This is a genomic window from Hyphomicrobium zavarzinii ATCC 27496 (assembly GCF_000383415.1).
In the GTDB taxonomy this organism is placed as follows: Bacteria; Pseudomonadota; Alphaproteobacteria; order Rhizobiales; family Hyphomicrobiaceae; genus Hyphomicrobium_C; species Hyphomicrobium_C zavarzinii.
In genome coordinates, this window is record NZ_KB911255.1 from 648747 (window position 1) to 665770 (window position 17024).

Sequence of the window (17024 nt, forward strand, 5' to 3'; positions counted from 1 at the left end):
CGGGAGCCTTCCCTTTCCCAGCGTTCCGAACGTGCGGTGGGCGTCAGTACGCCCACCGTATCACCTCGAAGCCGCAACAGAGAATTGCGAGCGTTATCGGCGGGGGCAACCCGCGGCGGGAGGATGCAAGACGATGTCAGGATTGACTGCCGAGGGCACGCTCAACGTCTCGGCCACAAGCTCGGAACCCTCAGTCGGGGATTTCCTCGAGCTCATGAAGCCGCGGGTGATGTCGCTCGTGGTGTTCACCTCTCTCGCAGGCCTGGTCGCTGCGCCGGGTAACCTGCACCCTGTTCTGGCGATCATCGCCATTATCTGCATCGCTGTCGGCGCAGGCGCGTCGGGCGCGCTCAACATGTGGTACGACGCCGACATCGACGCGCACATGGCGCGCACGGCTGCGCGCCCCATTCCGCGCGGGCGCGTGACGGCCGACGAGGCGCTCGCGTTCGGCTCCGTGCTCTCCGTCATGTCGGTGGTGACGCTCGGCGTGCTCGTGAACTGGGTGGCGGGCGCGCTGCTGGCGCTCACGATCGCCTACTATGTCTTCTTCTACACGATGTGGCTCAAGCGCCGGACGCCGCAGAACATCGTCATCGGCGGTGCCGCCGGCTCGTTCCCGCCGATGATCGGCTGGGCTGCCGTCACCGGCACGGTGACCATCGAGAGCGTGCTGCTGTTCCTCATCATCTTCATGTGGACGCCTCCGCACTTCTGGGCGCTCGCGCTTTATCGCTGCCGCGACTACGAGCGCGTCGGCGTGCCGATGCTGCCGGTGGTGGCCGGTGCGGACGAGACGCGCCGCCAGATCCTGCTCTACTCGCTCGTGCTCACCCCGCTTGCCGTGATGCCCTATGTGATCGGACTCGGCGGTATCGTCTATGCGGTGGTTTCGGTGGTGCTGGGCCTCATCTTCCTGCACCTGGCGTTCAAGGTCTGGCAGATCCGTGAGGGACGCGAGGCGGATCACGCCGCCAAGCGGCTGTTCACGTTCTCGATCTTTTATCTCTTCATTCTGTTCGCGGTCATCCTCGGCGAGAATCTCGCCCTCAAGCTTTGGGTATAGGATAGATGGGACAGATCGAACTCAACGCGCGCGAGGCCATGGTGAGCGACGGAGCAGACGAAGAGCAGAAGCGCTTGAAGCGCCAGCGCCTGCGTTCCGTGGCGATTGCCTTGGGGCTCGGATTTCTGGTGCTGTTGTTCTATGCCGCCACCATCGTGAGGATGGGAAACTAAGCGTTTAAGCGAAGCGGTCGTTGATCTGGAGCTGATGTGACGACAAACGACGAGAACAGTGCCCCCGCTGCCGGTGCAGCGGAGCCGAAACGGGATCCGGTCCGCCGCGGAAGCAACCGCGGCGTGGTGGTGACGTGCCTCGGCGCGCTCCTGTTCATGGGCGCGGCCACGTATGCCGCCGTCCCGCTCTATCGCATGTTCTGCCAGGTGACAGGTTTCGGCGGCACGCCGATGCGCGCGGAAAAGGCGCCCGAAACCGTTCTCGAGCGCACCATCACTGTGCGGTTCGATGCGAACGTGACGCCGGGCATGCACTGGGAGTTCCAGCCGGCGCAGCGGACGATCACGGTCAAGCTCGGCGAGAATGCGCTTGCCTTCTACAAGGCGCACAATTCCTCCAGCGGCACCGTGAAGGGCACGGCGAGCTTCAACGTCTCGCCCGACATCGCGGGCGCCTACTTCAGCAAGATCGAGTGCTTCTGCTTCACGGAGCAGACGCTGGCGGCCGGCGAAAGCGTCGACATGCCGGTGTCGTTTTTCGTCGATCCTTCGATCCTCGCGGACCGGGACGCGGCGAACATCAAGGAGATCACGCTTTCCTATACGTTCTATCCGGTGGACGGCAGCGGCCCCAAGGCCGAGGTCAAATCCGGGGAGGCACGGCAGGGAGGCTGAGGCATTTTCGGACGGATTGGACACCGGGTCTCGTAGCGATCATCCGGTCCGTCGCGGAAAATGCCGCAAAGGAAGACCTGGGCGTCCGGTTCGCGAAGCGAAGCGTGCCCTGGATCGAGTAAGGAAGACCCCGGAGCCGAAGTTGCTGCGGGTAAATCGATGGGCCGAGACGAGAGATTGGCCGACAACCTCGATGGTGTCGGGCGAGCTTTCGGCAAGGCCGGGGGATACAAACGAACGGGGACTGTGGAGACGAATATGGCCCAAGCGCACGGCAAGCAACACGACTACCACCTGCTCGATCCGAGCCCATGGCCGCTGACGGCATCCCTGTCGGCGTTCGTGACGGCCGTCGGCGCCATCATCTGGATGCGCTCGACGGGTGAAGGCGCAACGGGCCTGTTCGGCATGCACGGTCCCTGGGTGTTCGCGGCTGGTTTCGCGGGCCTCGCCGCCACCGCCTACATGTGGTGGCGTGACGTGATCATCGAAGCGCACCGCGGCGATCACACGCCGGTCGTGCAGCTTCACCTCCGCTACGGCATCATTCTCTTCATCGCTTCGGAAGTGATGTTCTTCGTCGCCTGGTTCTGGGCCTATTTCGATTTCGCCCTGTTCCCGGCTGACATCTACAAGCCGGAGAACGTCTCCGAAGCGCTCGGCATGGTGCAGCGGAACGCGCTGTTCGGCGGGCAGTGGCCGCCGGTGCCTGTCGAGTCGACGGATGCCGTGGTCCCCACGACGGGTGCGCCGGTCAACGGCTACTTCAAGGGCACCTTCGATCCGTGGGGCCTCCCGCTCGTCAACACGCTGATCCTGCTGTCGTCGGGCTGCACGGTCACGTGGGCACACCACGCGTTGCTCAAGAACGACCGCCGCGGTCTGGTTCTCGGCCTGCTCGCCACCGTCGTGCTCGGCGTGCTCTTCACCATCACGCAGGCTTACGAGTACATGCACGCCGCCTTCACCTTCGGCGGCCACGCTTACGGCTCCGCCTTCTTCATGGCCACGGGCTTCCACGGCGCGCACGTGATCATCGGCACCATCTTCCTGCTGGTGTGCCTGCTTCGCGCGATCAAGGGCCATTTCACGCCCCAGCAGCACTTCGGCTTCGAGGCCGCTGCCTGGTACTGGCACTTCGTCGACGTGGTTTGGCTGTTCCTGTTCGCCGCAATCTATGTGTGGGGCGCGGGCGCTCATCCGGGCGCCGGTCACTGACACTCGTCAGGGACAACGCGACGCAAAAGGGGAAGGGGTCGGGTTTTTTGCCCGGCCCCTTGCCCTTTCCGGGGTAGGCACGGGACAGACGAGCCCTCGGACCTTCGCGATCCGGAGCGCACACCGGGGCCACCTAGAGTTACGCAAGCGAGGAGACGGTCGATGAGCGGAAGCGAGAATGCGCACGAGCGGGGCCAGAGCGTGTCGCCAATCGTGGCGGGTCTGCTCGCGCGTTGCCCCCGGTGCGGCCAGGGCTCCCTGTTTCACAACGGCCTGATGCTGAAGCCTGCCTGCAGCAAGTGCGGTCTCGACTACAAGTTCATCGACACCGGAGACGGCCCCGCCGTTTTCGCCATCCTGATCCTCGGCTTCGTGGTGCTGGGGCTCGCGCTCATCGTCGAATTCCGCTTCGGGCCGCCGCTTTGGGTCCATGTGGCACTGTGGGGCGTTGTCACGCCGCTCTTGGCGTTCATTCTGCTGCGGTTCCTCAAGGCGATCCTGATCGCGCTGCAGTGGGTCAACAAAGCGGAAGAGGGCCGGTTGGCCAAGGACTGACATGACATCCGGCGATCTCAATGGCGGCGCGCCGCGCGGCCGTAGCCTCATGGTGCCGGCGCTGATGACGCTCGTGGCGCTGCCAATTCTGCTCGGACTCGGCTTTTGGCAGCTCGAGCGGCTGGCCTGGAAAGAGACGCTGATCGCCTCGATCAACGAGAGCCTCGGCAAGGAGCCCATGCCGCTGGAGCAGCCGGCGGAGGCTTGGAAGCAGCTCGGCCACGAGGAGTACCGGCCGGTTTCTGTGAGCGGGCATTTCCGCCATGGGGACGAGCGACGCCTGTTCGCCGTCGACGCGGAGGGGCCGGGCTGGCACATCTACACGCCGTTCGAGACGGACGGCGGCAAGATCCTGTTCGTCAATCGCGGCTTCGTGCCGGAGGAGTTCAAGGAGCCCGCGGCGCGGGCCGCCGGGCAGATCGAGGGCCGCGTGACCGTCCGCGGGCTCGTGCGCAAGGCCGGCGTCAAAGGGTGGTTCGAGCCGGATGCCGACCGGACGCGAAACGTCTGGTATTGGCGGGATCTCGACGGCATGGCGGCCTCGCTGGGCTCGGACGAGGACCGGGCGCGGGTGCTGCCGTTCTTCGTCGACGCGACAGCTGAGCCTGCCAATCCGGGCGGCTGGCCCAAGGGGGGCGTGACCCGGCTCGACATTCCGAACCGCCATCTCGAATATGCGCTGACCTGGTTCGGTCTCGCTGCCACCTTGCTCGCAGTGTTCGCGGCGTTTGCCTGGACGCGGCGACGGAACGCATAGGGGCGGGAGCCCGCCGTCCGGCCTTGGCTTGATCGCAGGCGGGCCGCCCGGTACAGCGTTAGAGACAAGATCGGATCCCGGCTCGGAAGCCGGTTTCCGCGCGTTTCCGGCCAACACTCGATCGTTTGCGGCCGGCAGCCCGTACAACCCAGGATGCCAAGCTCGTGACCTATATTTCCACCCGGGGCGAAGTGCTTTCCCTCACCTTCGAGGATGTGCTGCTGCAGGGGCTCGCCCGCGACGGAGGGCTCTATGTGCCCGAGACGTGGCCTGCGCTCTCGCGCGAGACCATCGCCTCGTTTGCCGGCCGGCCGTTCGCGGAGGTGGCCGTCGAGGTGATGGCGCCCTTCGTCGGCGGGTCGATCGACAAGTCGACGCTGCTCGGCATGGCGCGTGATGCCTACGGCCAGTTCGGCCATCCGGCGGTGACGCCGCTCGTGCAGATCGACCGCAACCGGTGGGTGCTGGAGCTGTTCCACGGGCCGACGCTCGCGTTCAAGGACGTGGCGATGCAGCTTCTCGCGCGGCTCATGGATCATGCGCTCGCGAAGCGCGGCCAACGCGCGACCATCGTGGGCGCGACGTCCGGCGATACGGGGGGGGCCGCAATCGAGGCGTTCCGCTCTTCGAAGCGCGTCGATGTCGTGATCCTCTTTCCAGATGGGCGCGTTTCGGATGTCCAGCGGCGGATGATGACCACGCCGAAGGAAGCGAACGTACACGCGGTTGCGATCAAGGGCACGTTCGACGACTGCCAGGCGCTGGTCAAAGCGATGTTCAACGACCATGCGTTCCGCGACCGGCTCTCGCTCTCGGGCGTGAACTCCATCAACTGGGCCCGCATCGTGGCGCAGGTCACGTACTATTTCGTCGCTGGCGCGGCGCTCGGTGCGCCGCATCGGCCGATCACCGTCTCCGTGCCGACCGGCAATTTCGGCGATATTCTCGCGGGGTGGGTGGCCAAGCGCATGGGCTTGCCGATCGAGCGGCTCGTCATCGCCTCCAACGAGAACGACATCCTTCCGCGCGCCCACGCGACCGGCGTCTACGAGATGCGGGGCGTGGTGGAGACGACGTCGCCTTCGATGGACATCCAGATCTCCTCGAATTTCGAGCGCTACCTGTTTGAGGCATCTGGGCGCGACGCCGGGTTCATCCGCGGCGCGATGGGCTCGCTCTCGCAGGGCGGGCGTTTCGATCTCGCGGGAACGGCCGCGCAGTTCAAGAGCGATTTCGCGGCTTCGTCGGCCTCTGAAGCAGAGGTGGCGGATGCCATCCGGCGCACGCGCGTGGCGAGCGGCTATCTTCTGGATCCGCATACGGCCTGCGGTCTCGTTGCGCTCGAAAAGACGGTTCCGCAGTCGGCGGTGCCCGGCATCGTGCTCTCGACCGCGCATCCCGCGAAGTTTCCCGACGCGATGGAGCGGATCACGGGCGAGCGGCCCGGCCTGCCGCCGCGTCTCTCGAACCTGCTCACGGATGCCGAGCGCTATCCTGTTCTCGAAAACGACGTCGAGGCGGTAAAACGCTTTGTCGAGGGGACGGTGCAGCCGGCTTCCGCGGGGGCGTCATGACGGAAGAGATCTCGCGGCTCTCCAACGGTCTCACGGTCATCACCCACACGATGCCGCATCTCGAGACCACGTCGCTCGGGATCTGGGTCGGGGTGGGGTCCCGCAGCGAGACGCTGGCCGAGAACGGCATCTCGCATTTTCTCGAACATATGTCGTTCAAGGGAACGGCGAGCCGCTCGGCGCAGGCTATCGCCGAGGAGATCGAAGCGGTTGGCGGAGAGCTGAACGCTGCGACGGGGCTCGAGACCACCGCCTATTTCGCCCGGGTTCTTAAGGGCGACGAAGGGGTTGCGCTGGAGATCCTGGCCGACATTCTGCTCAACTCGAGGTTTTCATCCGACGAACTCGAACGCGAGCGCGAGGTGATCCTGCAGGAGATCGCGGCCACGCGAGACGTGCCTGACGACATCGCCTTCGAGCTGATGAACGAGGCGGCCTACCCCGGCCAGGCGCTCGGGCGAACCATCCTGGGGCCGGCCGCCAACGTGAAGCGATTTTCGCCGGCTGATCTGCAGCAATTCCTGAAAACCCACTACCGGCCCGGCAGCATGGTGCTCGCGGCGGCCGGCGCCGTCCACCACGAGCCTCTGGTCCGCCACGCTGAGGCCCTATTCGGGGGGCTCACTTCCCATGGAATCGAGGGTGAGGAGCAGGCGCGCTACCACGGTGGCATCCGTTGGGATCACAAACGTTTCGAGCAGAGCCATCTCGTGCTTGCGTTCGAAGGTCCTTCCTATCGCGCTCAGGAGTATTTCACGGCCCAGGTTTTCTCGGGTCTCTTTGGCGGAGGGATGTCGTCCCGCCTGTTCCAGGAGGCTCGTGAGAAGCGGGGGCTTTGCTATTCGATCTATTCGTCCGCGTGGGGTCTCTCCGATACGGGGCTTCTCGCGGTGCACGCGGCGACGGGAACGGAAACGATGGCGAGCCTCATCGACGTGACGGGCACCGAGCTCGAGGATGTGGCGCGGCGCGGACCCTCCGAAGCGGAACTGAACCGGGCGAAAGCTCAGCTCAAGGCCGGGCTGCTAATGAGCTTGGAATCATCGTCTGCCCGTGCCGAGCAGATGGCACGGCAAATGTTGGCTTACGGACGGATTGTCGGCAGCGACGAGCTGATCCGAAACGTGGACGCGGTCAGCGTCGAGGATATCGGACGCTTCGCGCAGCAACTCATCGCGCGGAGCCCATCGGTCGCCGTGGTGGGAGCCGGAAAGGTTTCCGAACGGCTCGCGTCGGAAGCCGCGCAACGCATTGGGCGCGGGGCGGCAAGCTCGGAGGCAAGGACAGCCTGATGGCGTTCCTGAGGGCCGGAAACTCGTCGGAGTGGGCGGTCATCCAAGGCCGCGGGGTGTGGCTGCGTCCGCCGCTGATGAGCGACTACGCTCCTTGGGCGGAGCTCAGGACTTTAAGCCGCGCGCATCTCACGCCGTGGGAGCCGGCCTGGCCGCGGGACGACCTCACCAAGAGCGCTTACCGGCGCCGCGTGAAGCACTATCAGCGCGAGGCGCGCGACGACCTCGGCTATGCGTTTCTCATCTTCGAAGCAGAGACAGACCGCCTGATGGGCGGCGTCACGCTGTCCAACGTCCGGCGCGGCGTTACGCAGTCGGCCATGCTCGGCTACTGGCTGGGGCTTCCCTTCGTAGGGCGCGGGCACATGACGGCGGCAGTGAAAGCCGTGCTGCCGCACGCCTTCGAGCAGCTTCGCCTGCATCGCATCGAGGCCGCAGTTCAGCCGACCAACGGGCGCTCCATCGAGGTGCTGACGCGCACGGGCTTTCTCAAGGAAGGGCTCGCCCGGCGCTATCTCAAGATCAACGGCGCCTGGCAGGATCATGTCGTGTTCGCGATCCTCGCCGAGGACTGGATGGCCGGGGAGGTGCAACCGTGAGGGGCTTCGCGCGGCCGATCCTCCGTTGCGTCGCGCCTGGGGGTGTCGCGGGGCGGCTTGCCGCGCTGCTGCTCGCTGTCCTTTGCGGTGTCGTGCTCGCGGCTCGTCCCGCGCTCGCCCTCAAGGCGATCGAGATCAGCCCCGACCAGGGCCGGATCGAGATCACGACGCTCGGCGATCTCTACGAAGCGCGCGGCGACAGCCTTCAGGTGGAAACAGCGGCCGGCGCGGATGGTCTTGCGAGCCGCATGTCGGTTTCCGCAACCACGTCGGGCACGAACCCCAACTGGATCGTGTTCGCGCTCACCAATCCCACGGACCGGCCGGTGGAGCGCTGGCTGTCGGCGGATCGTTACAGCGTGATCGGCTCCGGCGTTGTGTGGCCGGATCTCGACGCGCGCCGCATCGAGGCGGTGACACCGTCGATCGGTTTCGTTCCCGAGCGCATCAAGAGCGACCGGGCGGATCTCTTCCGCATCACGCTCGAGCCCGGGCAGACCATTACCTACGTCGCCGAGATGAGCTCAGAGCGTTTCGTGCGCCTCTATCTCTGGAAGCCGCTCGACTACGAAATCAAGATCTCGGACCGCCAGCTCTTCAATGGCGTGTTGCTCGGCCTCACGGGTCTGATGGCGATCTTCCTGACCGCCATCTTCGCCGCCAACCACAAGCTGATCTTCCCGGCATCGGCGCTCGTCGCTTGGTGCACGCTCGCCTATCTCTGCGTCGACTTCGGCTTCTTTCATAAGCTGTTCCAGATGAAGCCCGAAGCCAATGCGGTCTACCGTGCGGCGGCGGAATCGGCGCTGGCGGCGAGCCTCGTTCTCTTCCTCCACGTGTTCCTGCGGCTTGCCTTGTGGCACGGCCTCATCCGGATGCTGATCAGCGTGTGGCTGCTGGCGCAGTTCTCGCTCATCGCCGTGGCGATCATCGATCCGAGGCTTGCTGCGACGTTCGCGCGTCTTTCCTTCGTGTTCATCGGTTTCACGGGCACTGGGCTCATTCTTTTCCTCGCGCTGCGCGGCCAGGATCGCGCGCTCTCGCTCATTCCCACTTGGATCCTGTTCCTGGTGTGGATCTTCGGCGCGGGCGTGGCTCTCACGGGCCAGCTCTCCGGCGAGGTGGTCGTGTTCGGGCTCGTGTCCGGCCTCGTGCTCATCCTGCTGTCGATCGGTTTCACCGTGACGCAGTACGCGTTCCGCTCAGGGGAGCCCGTCTATGGCGCCGCGCCTTCCGAACTCCAGGCCCGCTCCATTGCGGTGGACGCATCGGGCGCGGCCGTGTGGGAGTGGAATGCACGGCGTGACGAGGTGAAAGTCAGCCCCAGCGTCGATGCGCTGCTCGGGCTTTCTCCGGGCGACCTTTCCTCGCGCACCGACGAGTTCATGCGCCATCTGCATCCCTCCGACCGCGAGCGGTTCAGGCTTGCGCTGTTCACGGTGCAGGAGCGGCGCGACGGCAAGATCTGTTGCGATTTCCGTCTCCGCCAGGCGGACAACAACTATCGCTGGTTCGAGATCGAGGCGGCGGGCGTGCCGGGCACGGATCCGCGCTCGTTCAAATGCGTCGGCCTCATTCGCGACGTGACGGATGCCAAGCGCGCGCACGAGCGGCTTCTGCACGATGCCGTTCACGACAGCCTGACCGGACTTCCGAACCGCGAGCTTCTGCTCGACCGGCTTCAGGTCGCCATGCGGCGTGCGACGGCGGAGCCGCAGGTGCGGCCCACCATGCTCATCATCGACATCGACAAGTTCACGAGCGTCAACTCGTCTCTCGGCCTCGTGCTGGGCGATAGTTTGCTTCTCACGATCGCCCGGCGTCTGCAGCGTCACCTCGGCCCTAACGACACGCTCGCGCGCGTCAGCGGCGATCGGTTTGCGCTGCTGGTGCTTGCCGACCAGTCCGTGGGCGAGCTCGCCCAGCACGCGGAGCGCATTCGCCGCTCGCTCCGGTCGCCGATCAAGATCGCAGGGCAGGAGATCGTGCTCACCGGCTCGATCGGTATCGCGATGTTCGAGAACGAGGAGAAGAGCCACGATCTTCTCAAGAAGGCCGAGATTGCCATGTTCCGCGCCAAGCGCGCGGGCGCGGACCGCATCGAGGTCTTCACGCCCGAGATGCGCGGCGAGCAGGACGACCGCGCCGCGCTCGAAGCCGAGCTGCGCCGGGCGATGGAGAAGAACCAGGTTCGCATCGCCTACCTGCCCATCATCTATCTTCCAACCGAGGAGCTGGCGGGCTTCGAGGCCGTTGCGCGGTGGGATCATCCGCAGCTCGGCACCATAGATCCGTCGGTGTTCGTTCCGTTTGCCGATGAGACGGATCTCGTGGCCAAGCTCGGAGCCTATCTCCTGCAGCGGGCCTCGCGCGATGTCATCGCGTGGCAAAAGGAATTTCCGCGCAGCGAGGCGCCGCTGTTCGTCAGCGTCAATATCTCGTGCCGGCATCTCTTCCGGCAGGACGTGATTCAGGAGATCCGCCACATTCTCGGGCGCACCGTGGTGCCGAAAGGCTCGCTGCGCCTTGAGGTGACGGAGCAGATCGCGCTCGAAAATCCGGAGCAGTCGACGGAAGTGCTCGAGTGGCTGCGCGGGGCGGGCGCGGAGATCGTGCTCGACGAGTTCGGTACCGGCTATTCGTCGCTCGCCTATCTCGACCGTTTGCCGTTCGACACGGTGAAGATCGATCAGTCCCTCATGCAGGGTGGAAATGCGAAGAGCAGCAACGAAGGCCAGCTCGTCCGCTCGATGGTGGCGCTTGCCCACGAGCTCAGCAAGAAGGTCGTGGCCAAGGGCGTCGAGACCGAGAGCGAGGTCGGGTTCCTGCGTTCGATCGGGTGCGAGTATGCGCAGGGCGCTTACTGCGGCGATGCCATCGCCGAGGCCGAGGTGCTGCAGGTGCTCGCGACGGTGCGGACCACCGAGAACAAGCACAAGCCGGTCGGCGTGTTCCGTCCGAAAACGAAGAAGCGGCGTGGCGGCAAAGCGCAGGGCGCTCCCTCGCACAAGCCGGATGAGGCCGTGGTGGCTGCCGCCGGTGCCGCCCAGGCCGCCAATGCGCCGCCGCCGATGGGCGCGAATGGCGCCGCGCGGCCGCCTTCTGCTCCGCCGCCGCGAGCATTGCACGCTCCGCAGGCCGAGCAGCGTCCGCGTGAGGACAGCGCGCAACTGGCCGCACGGCGCGGGCGTCTGCGTCCGGAGCGTGTAAACGGTACATCGCCGGAGCCTCATGCGAACGGCAAGCCCGCCGCCATGCCGCCGCCGGGCGTTCCACCCCAACCGACGGTGCCGCTTGGTGCCGCGCCTCCGGCAGCAGCGTTTGCTCCGCCACCGCCTGCCGCGGGACCAGTGCCGTCTGCCCCACAGCTCATGACGCGCCTTGCCGATGTGTTGCCGGATGTGGTGCCGATGGCTTCGGCTCCGCCTGCCGGGATCGCAAAGCCGCGTGCGCCCGCACCCGGGCCGGATATGCCGCCGCCGCTTCGTGGCGCCGATCTGCCACCTCCGCCGATGCCGCCGCCCTCACCGCCGCCGCTGCCGGGACCAGCTCTCTCAGCGCTCACGCCGCCTGCGCCGCCGCCACACGTCGTGCCCGAGGCGCCGCGGCCTATTCTGGTGCAGCCTGCTCCTCCGCCTGTTCCTGGCGCGGGTCTGCCTGCCGGTCTGCCGCCGAACATCGGGGTGCAGCCGTCACCGTCCGGCCCGCCACAGGTTCAGCCGAGGGTTCAGGCCGCAAAGCCCGCACCAGCCGCCGCCAGCCGCCCTGCTCCCGGGCCCGCGCGGCCCGATCCGGATTTCTCGAACCTGCCGCCCGCGATCGCCGAGAGCCTCGCACGCCTGGCCGGTGTTGCGCGTAAACAGAATTGAGGATGGCAGCGGGCAGCAGGCAACACGTAGCCGAGGGATACATCCGGCTGCGAACTCGCTCGCTGGTTGGATTTAGCCGAGCCTAAGCGTGGCCAGCGTCGCTCACGAGATGGGACGGGTCGACGCCGATCTTGGCGAGGGCGCGTGCATACTTGTCCTCGATGTCGGGATCGAACAGCAGGTCGAGATCCGGCGGGCAGTGCAGCCAGCCGTTGGCCTGGATCTCGCTTTCCAATTGTCCCGCTGACCATCCGGCATAGCCGAGCGCCAGCATGGCGTGCAGCGGGCCTTCTCCGCAGGCGATCGCTTTCAGAATCTCGATCGAAGCCGTGAGACTGACCTCGTGGTCGATTGGCAGCGTGGATTCCGTCGAATAGTAGTCGGACGAGTGAAGCACGAAGCCGCGGCCCGTCTCGACAGGACCGCCGACGTGAACCTGCCGTTCGAGGATGTCGTTCGAAATTCCTTCGTCGGAGCCGCTCGGAATGATGCCGAGGCGCTCAAGCAGATCCGGAAAGCTGATGTGATCGGCGCGGTGATTGATGATGAGACCCATTGCACCATCATCGGAATGGGCACACATGTAGATGACCGAGCGGGCAAATCGCCGGTCCGTCATCAATGGCATCGCGACGAGAAGCTGTCCCTTGAGGAAGGTGTCGCTCCGTCTCTTGCGCTTCGATCTCGGCGTGGTCATGGATCGAGACTAGCCCCCACTGAGGCCGCATGTGAAGCCGTGTTTTGTGCCGCGCAAAATCGCTTTACGCCGTATAGATACGGTCGCGAGGCTGTGCGGAGGAGCCCCGCCGCTGTGCCAAATCCTTGGGCTTTTGTCTGTGCGAAAGAGAGCCGAAACTTCATGCTGCGCCCGAATTCACCTGCTTACGGCTGTATCATCAAAGTAATATTTGCTCTTGTTGTGGCGTCTTCAAGCGGCACCGCGCCCGCTTTCGCTGCAGAGTCGCCCTGGGTTTCGGGACACAAAACGAAGGCGCGGCTGGTGTCCGGAAAGGCGTCTCAAGAGGGCGAAAAGCACCTCGCCTTCGTCGAGATCGTGCTCGAGCCGGGATGGAAAACATACTGGCGCGCGCCTGGAGACGCGGGTGGCTTGCCGCCGTCTTTCGATTGGTCGAAATCTACCAACCTCGCGAGCGCGGATGTGATGTTTCCGGCGCCGCAGCGCTTCATCGACAAGTCGGGCAACACGATCGGCTATCACGACGGGCTGATCCTGCCCGTGGCGATCGCGCCCACGAACGACGGTGAGCCGGTCGCGCTCGCGGTCGATCTTCAGTACGGCATCTGCAAGGACGTGTGTGTGCCGATCGACGTGTCGTTGTCGCTCACGATCGCGCCGGATGAAGCCGATCCGCTGACGCCTGAAGCGGCGCAGGCGCTCGACAGCGTTCCCCGCGCGCAGGACAAGCTCCGCGACGGCGATCCGGCTCTGATCAAGGCCGAGGCCGACCTCGGCGGCGCCCAGCCGAAGATCTCCATCGCGGCGCGTTTCCCCCAGGGTGTCACGGGGGCGGAAGCCTTCCTAGAGGCTCCAAATGGCCTATTTCTGCCGATTCCCGAGCTTGTGGGCCGGCCGTCAGCCGATGGAGTCCTGACGTTCGAAGCCGCACTCGGCAGCGACGTGGACCTCTCGGCGCTCAAGGGAAAGCCGGTGACGGTCACGCTCGTCGGTGAAGCGGGATCCTCGTTTGCGACGTTTGTCGCCAAGTGACGGTCCGCGTCCCAATCGACTACGTAGTTTTACTAAGCCTCAACCCTAAGACTGCAGGAGACCCGAGATGAGCATCAAGGTTGGCGACACACTCCCCGAGGCGAAGTTCACGATCATGGGCGAGGGCGGTCCGAAGCCGGTGTCGTCGAGCGAGGTGTTCAAGGGCAAGACGGTGGTGCTGTTCGCCGTGCCGGGTGCCTTCACGCCGACCTGCAGCGAGCAGCACCTGCCGGGCTTCGTCGGGCGAGCGGACGATCTCAAGGCGAAAGGTGTGGATACAGTTGCGTGTACGGCCGTGAATGATGTGTTTGTACTCACTGCATGGGCCAAGGCGCGGGATGCACAGGACGATGTGGAGATGCTCGCCGACGGGAACGCAGATTTCGCGAAGGCGATCGGTCTCGATATCGATCTTTCGGGCTTTGGATTGGGGACTCGCTCGAAGCGCTACGCGATGATCGTCGAGGACGGCGTTGTAAAATATCTCGGCATCGAAGACAGTCCTCCCGAGCATAACAAGGCGACTGCCGAAAAAGTTCTGGCGGCTCTCAAGTAAAACAACAGAAATAAATACTTCATTTTACTTAGCACATGTCAAGCCAGTCTGGGGTTTCTCAGGGTGGACATATTGACGCGCTTGCGTTCCGTTTCCTTGTTTCTGCCCGGTGCTCGTGCGACTGGCGCCTTGTTCAGTACGCAATAGTATGGGGACCTTTGAGATGAGAAAGAACGTCTTCGCCGTCGCGGCGACTCTGTTGGTACTCGCTGGCGCGACGTCTGCGGACGCGCGTCCGTCTCGCGAAACCGCCCGCGATAGCTGGAATCCTTTCGTCCAGCATTCTGCTTCCGTCGCCGATCAGCGGGTGAGCACGCCGCGCGCCAAGCGTCAGCGCGTCGCCTCGCGCGGCCGCGCCCAGCGGGTGCGCTACGCAACTCAGAGCTACGAGTCACGCTCGTCCTACAGCAGCGGCAGCCATTCCGCCGGTCCGCGTCCGCGCGCCTGGTGCGGCTGGTGGATGCGCACGCAGCGCGGCGGTGGCGCGCATCTCAACGTCGCCTGGAACTGGAGCAAGTGGGGCAGCCCGAGCGGCCCGCAGGTCGGCGCCGTTGTCGTTTGGCGTCACCACGTCGGCGAGATCGTTGGCCGCGCGCCCAATGGGCAGTGGCTGGTTCGCTCCGGCAACGACGGGGGCGCCGTTCGCACGCGCGCCCGCTCCGTGGCCGGTGCCGTCTTCCGCGTAGGCTGATGCAACCTTGGCTCGCCTGGCGTTGTCCGGCGAGCCGGTCCACGCATTCCGCGTGACGCTGGCCTGCGCCCCTCGTGCGCTGGCCAGCCGTCAGGCGGGGCTTATGCCGCGAGCAGCCGCTCGATGAACTGACGCAGGCTGTGGTCGAGGTCCGATGCCTCCTTGCCGAGGCTACGGGCCCGCTCGACGACGTCATTTGCCGCCCGGTCGGTGGTGGTGATCGCCTGCGAGACCTCTTCGATGTTCGTCGAGACGGAGGCCGTTTCGCCGGCGGCGCTCTGCGCGGACTTGGCGATCTCGCCTGTGGCCGCAGTCTGCTCCTCGATGGCCGAGGAGATGGCGACGACGGCGTGGCTGATGTCGGTCACCACGGTGCGGATGCTCGATACCGCGTCGACGGCGTTCTTGACCTCGCTGCCGACCGCGTCGATCTGGGCTGCGATCTCTCCGGTGGCTTTTGTGGTCTGGCTGGCCAAGGCCTTCACCTCGCTCGCCACGACCGAGAAGCCCTTTCCGGCTTCGCCCGCCCGCGCGGCTTCGATGGTGGCGTTGAGAGCCAGCAGGTTGGTCTGTTCGGCGATCGCCTTGATCATGTCGATGACGTTCTGAATGGTCGCCGCTTTCGAGGAGAGCGACGCGACGATCTCGTGTGTCTGCTGGGCATGCCTGTCCGCTTCGGAGGCGATGGAGCCCGAGCGTGAGGTCAGCGATGCGACCTCGCGAATGGAAGCCGAAAGCTGCTCGGAGGCGGCGGCGACGGACTGAACCTCGTGGTTGGCGGAGTCGGTCGCGGTTGCGACCCTGACGGAGCTGGCCTTGGTCTGGTCGGCGATGGCGGCCATCTCGAGCGCCGATTTCTCCAAGTCGCCAGCCGCATGGGCGACCGATCTCACGACCGTGCCGACGCGCTCCTCGAAATCGCGGGCCAGGCTTTCGGTGAGCTGGCGGCGCTGGGCTTCGCGCTCGCGGCGCTCCTCCTCGGCGGCCGCCGCACGGCGCTCGGTCTCGGCGGCGGTGAAGGTACGGATGTCTTCGACGGCGCGGGCGATCTCGCCGATTTCGTCTCGGCGCTCCCTGCCCGCGATCTGGGAGGTGAGCTTGCCGCCGGCAAGGGCCTTGAGGGCTGCCGTCAGTGCGCCGATGGGGCGCACGATGCCGCGAGCGACCAGCCAGCCAACGAGAATCTGGGCACCGACGATCAGAAGTGCTGCCAATCCCATGGTGCGCGAAATGCCGGCTGCGGCGGCGAGGGCCTCGTCGTCCGCCTGCTCGGCGTAAACGTTCCACGCCGCGCCGAGGAACTCGACCTTGTTTCCAGCGGTGAGATAGGCGTTGCCGTTGCGATGGAAGCGGGAAAGCTCGCTCGAAGACTTGCCATCGAAGCCCATCATCGCGGCGGGTTTGCCAGCGGTCGGGGTTGTGGCGAGGGGTGCGTTGGTGCGGATCAGTCCGTCGGTGCCGACGGCGTAGGTCTCGCCGGTTTTGCCGAGGCCGTGGCGATCGCTCAAGACCTGGTCGAGAAGGGCGGGTGCCACGCGGATGACGGCATAGCCGACGCGAATATCCTGCTGGGCACTGTCCATGGCGACGTTCGACTTCTTGAGGATCGGCGTGCCGATGAATGCGAGGGGGCCCGAGGCGGACAGTGTGGACTCGCGGAAATCCTGGAAGGTCACGTCCTTGTCGCCAGCCTTCTGCATCGCATCGAGCAGGGTCTCGAGGCCGGAGCCTTCCGTCGCGGGCGTGCCGATCTTCTGGCCGAACTCTGCGCCTTTTTTTGCCGTGTAAACGATGGTGCCGGTCTCATCGAGCAGCAGGATGTCGTCGTACTTCGCCTGCGTGAGCGCCGTCATCGCGATCGGATGCACCTTGGAATGGCGCAGGCCGTACATGGTGCCGGACATGCTGCCGTCATTCTCGGCGCGCTGCTCGGGCGGGAGGCCAGCGAAGAATTCCAGCGCCTGCGTGCGGGCCTCGGGGGACTTGCTCAGCGTCTCGGTCAGGTCGCCGATGTTGTCGAGCACCAGCTTGTGGCCGGCGATGTTCCTGGTGTCGACGCGCAGGCGGTCTGCGACGAGCTCGAGGCTGGTGCGACGGGATTCGGCTGCGAGGTTAAGCCGGTCGAAGGCGGATGCCTCCAAGGCGCTTCTTGCGCCGGACCATCCGATCCAGCCCATGATCGTTGAGCTCACCAATCCGAGACCGACGATGGCGATCGGAAGACGAAGACGCAGCGTGGACAACATCTATTTATTTCCGCCAGTTAACTT

General features: G+C 65.4%; 15 protein-coding genes. 13 read left to right on the forward strand and 2 right to left on the reverse strand.

The window, feature by feature from the left end; all coding sequences use genetic code 11:
* Positions 1 to 133 precede the first annotated feature (133 nt).
* The 10 genes from cyoE to F812_RS22330 all read left to right on the forward strand — a co-directional run bounded on the left by cyoE (position 134) and on the right by F812_RS22330 (position 11778).
* The gene (gene cyoE / locus F812_RS0102975) at positions 134 to 1066 is read left to right on the forward strand and encodes a heme o synthase (protein ID WP_020084471.1); all 933 of its coding nucleotides are present in this window, start codon (positions 134 to 136) and stop codon (positions 1064 to 1066) included.
* Positions 1067 to 1071: 5 nt separating this feature from the next.
* On the forward strand, positions 1072 to 1239 hold the full coding sequence (locus tag F812_RS26315) for a hypothetical protein (protein ID WP_020084472.1): 168 nt from the start codon (positions 1072 to 1074) through the stop codon (positions 1237 to 1239).
* 36 nt (positions 1240 to 1275) lie between these two features.
* Positions 1276 to 1914 carry a cytochrome c oxidase assembly protein gene (locus F812_RS22320; protein ID WP_020084473.1) on the forward strand — a complete coding sequence of 213 codons (639 nt, stop codon included), beginning with the start codon at positions 1276 to 1278 and terminating at the stop codon, positions 1912 to 1914.
* Between the two features lie 258 nt (positions 1915 to 2172).
* Entirely contained in the window at positions 2173 to 3132 is a 960-nt protein-coding gene (locus F812_RS0102990; protein WP_020084474.1) for a cytochrome c oxidase subunit 3, read from the forward strand.
* Positions 3133 to 3294: 162 nt separating this feature from the next.
* On the forward strand, positions 3295 to 3687 hold the full coding sequence (locus tag F812_RS0102995; RefSeq protein ID WP_020084475.1) for a DUF983 domain-containing protein: 393 nt from the start codon (positions 3295 to 3297) through the stop codon (positions 3685 to 3687).
* Between the two features lies 1 nt (position 3688).
* Positions 3689 to 4444, forward strand: a complete 756-nt coding sequence (locus F812_RS0103000; protein WP_020084476.1) for an SURF1 family protein — start codon at positions 3689 to 3691, stop codon at positions 4442 to 4444.
* Positions 4445 to 4608: 164 nt separating this feature from the next.
* Positions 4609 to 6018 (forward strand): threonine synthase, encoded by a 1410-nt coding sequence (thrC, locus tag F812_RS22325; RefSeq protein ID WP_040497885.1) that lies wholly within the window; start codon positions 4609 to 4611, stop codon positions 6016 to 6018.
* Positions 6015 to 7310, forward strand: a complete 1296-nt coding sequence (locus tag F812_RS0103010; protein WP_020084478.1) for a M16 family metallopeptidase — start codon at positions 6015 to 6017, stop codon at positions 7308 to 7310. The genes thrC and F812_RS0103010 overlap by 4 nt, the downstream gene beginning before the upstream one ends.
* The gene (locus F812_RS0103015) at positions 7310 to 7909 is read left to right on the forward strand and encodes a GNAT family N-acetyltransferase (protein ID WP_020084479.1); all 600 of its coding nucleotides are present in this window, start codon (positions 7310 to 7312) and stop codon (positions 7907 to 7909) included. Before F812_RS0103010 ends, F812_RS0103015 begins: the two co-directional genes overlap by 1 nt.
* Complete coding sequence (locus F812_RS22330) at positions 7906 to 11778, forward strand: EAL domain-containing protein (protein ID WP_020084480.1); 3873 nt, start codon at positions 7906 to 7908, stop codon at positions 11776 to 11778. Before F812_RS0103015 ends, F812_RS22330 begins: the two co-directional genes overlap by 4 nt.
* 82 nt (positions 11779 to 11860) lie before the next feature.
* Here F812_RS22330 and F812_RS0103025 read toward each other — a convergent pair whose 3' ends face one another.
* Entirely contained in the window at positions 11861 to 12475 is a 615-nt protein-coding gene (locus F812_RS0103025) for a YqgE/AlgH family protein (protein ID WP_020084481.1), read from the reverse strand.
* Positions 12476 to 12778: 303 nt separating this feature from the next.
* On the opposite strand from F812_RS0103025, the gene F812_RS26765 reads away from it, so the two are divergent.
* From F812_RS26765 to F812_RS26920, 3 genes are all read left to right on the forward strand, one after another.
* Positions 12779 to 13507 (forward strand): protein-disulfide reductase DsbD domain-containing protein, encoded by a 729-nt coding sequence (locus F812_RS26765; protein WP_020084482.1) that lies wholly within the window; start codon positions 12779 to 12781, stop codon positions 13505 to 13507.
* Between the two features lie 67 nt (positions 13508 to 13574).
* Positions 13575 to 14063: a peroxiredoxin gene (locus F812_RS0103035; RefSeq protein ID WP_020084483.1), complete on the forward strand. Its 489-nt coding sequence runs from the start codon at positions 13575 to 13577 to the stop codon at positions 14061 to 14063.
* 163 nt (positions 14064 to 14226) lie between these two features.
* Complete coding sequence (locus tag F812_RS26920; RefSeq protein WP_245257612.1) at positions 14227 to 14754, forward strand: C40 family peptidase; 528 nt, start codon at positions 14227 to 14229, stop codon at positions 14752 to 14754.
* Between the two features lie 101 nt (positions 14755 to 14855).
* On the opposite strand, the gene F812_RS0103045 is transcribed toward F812_RS26920, so the two are convergent.
* Positions 14856 to 17000 carry a methyl-accepting chemotaxis protein gene (locus F812_RS0103045; RefSeq protein ID WP_020084485.1) on the reverse strand — a complete coding sequence of 715 codons (2145 nt, stop codon included), beginning with the start codon at positions 16998 to 17000 and terminating at the stop codon, positions 14856 to 14858.
* Between the last annotated feature and the right edge of the window lie 24 nt (positions 17001 to 17024).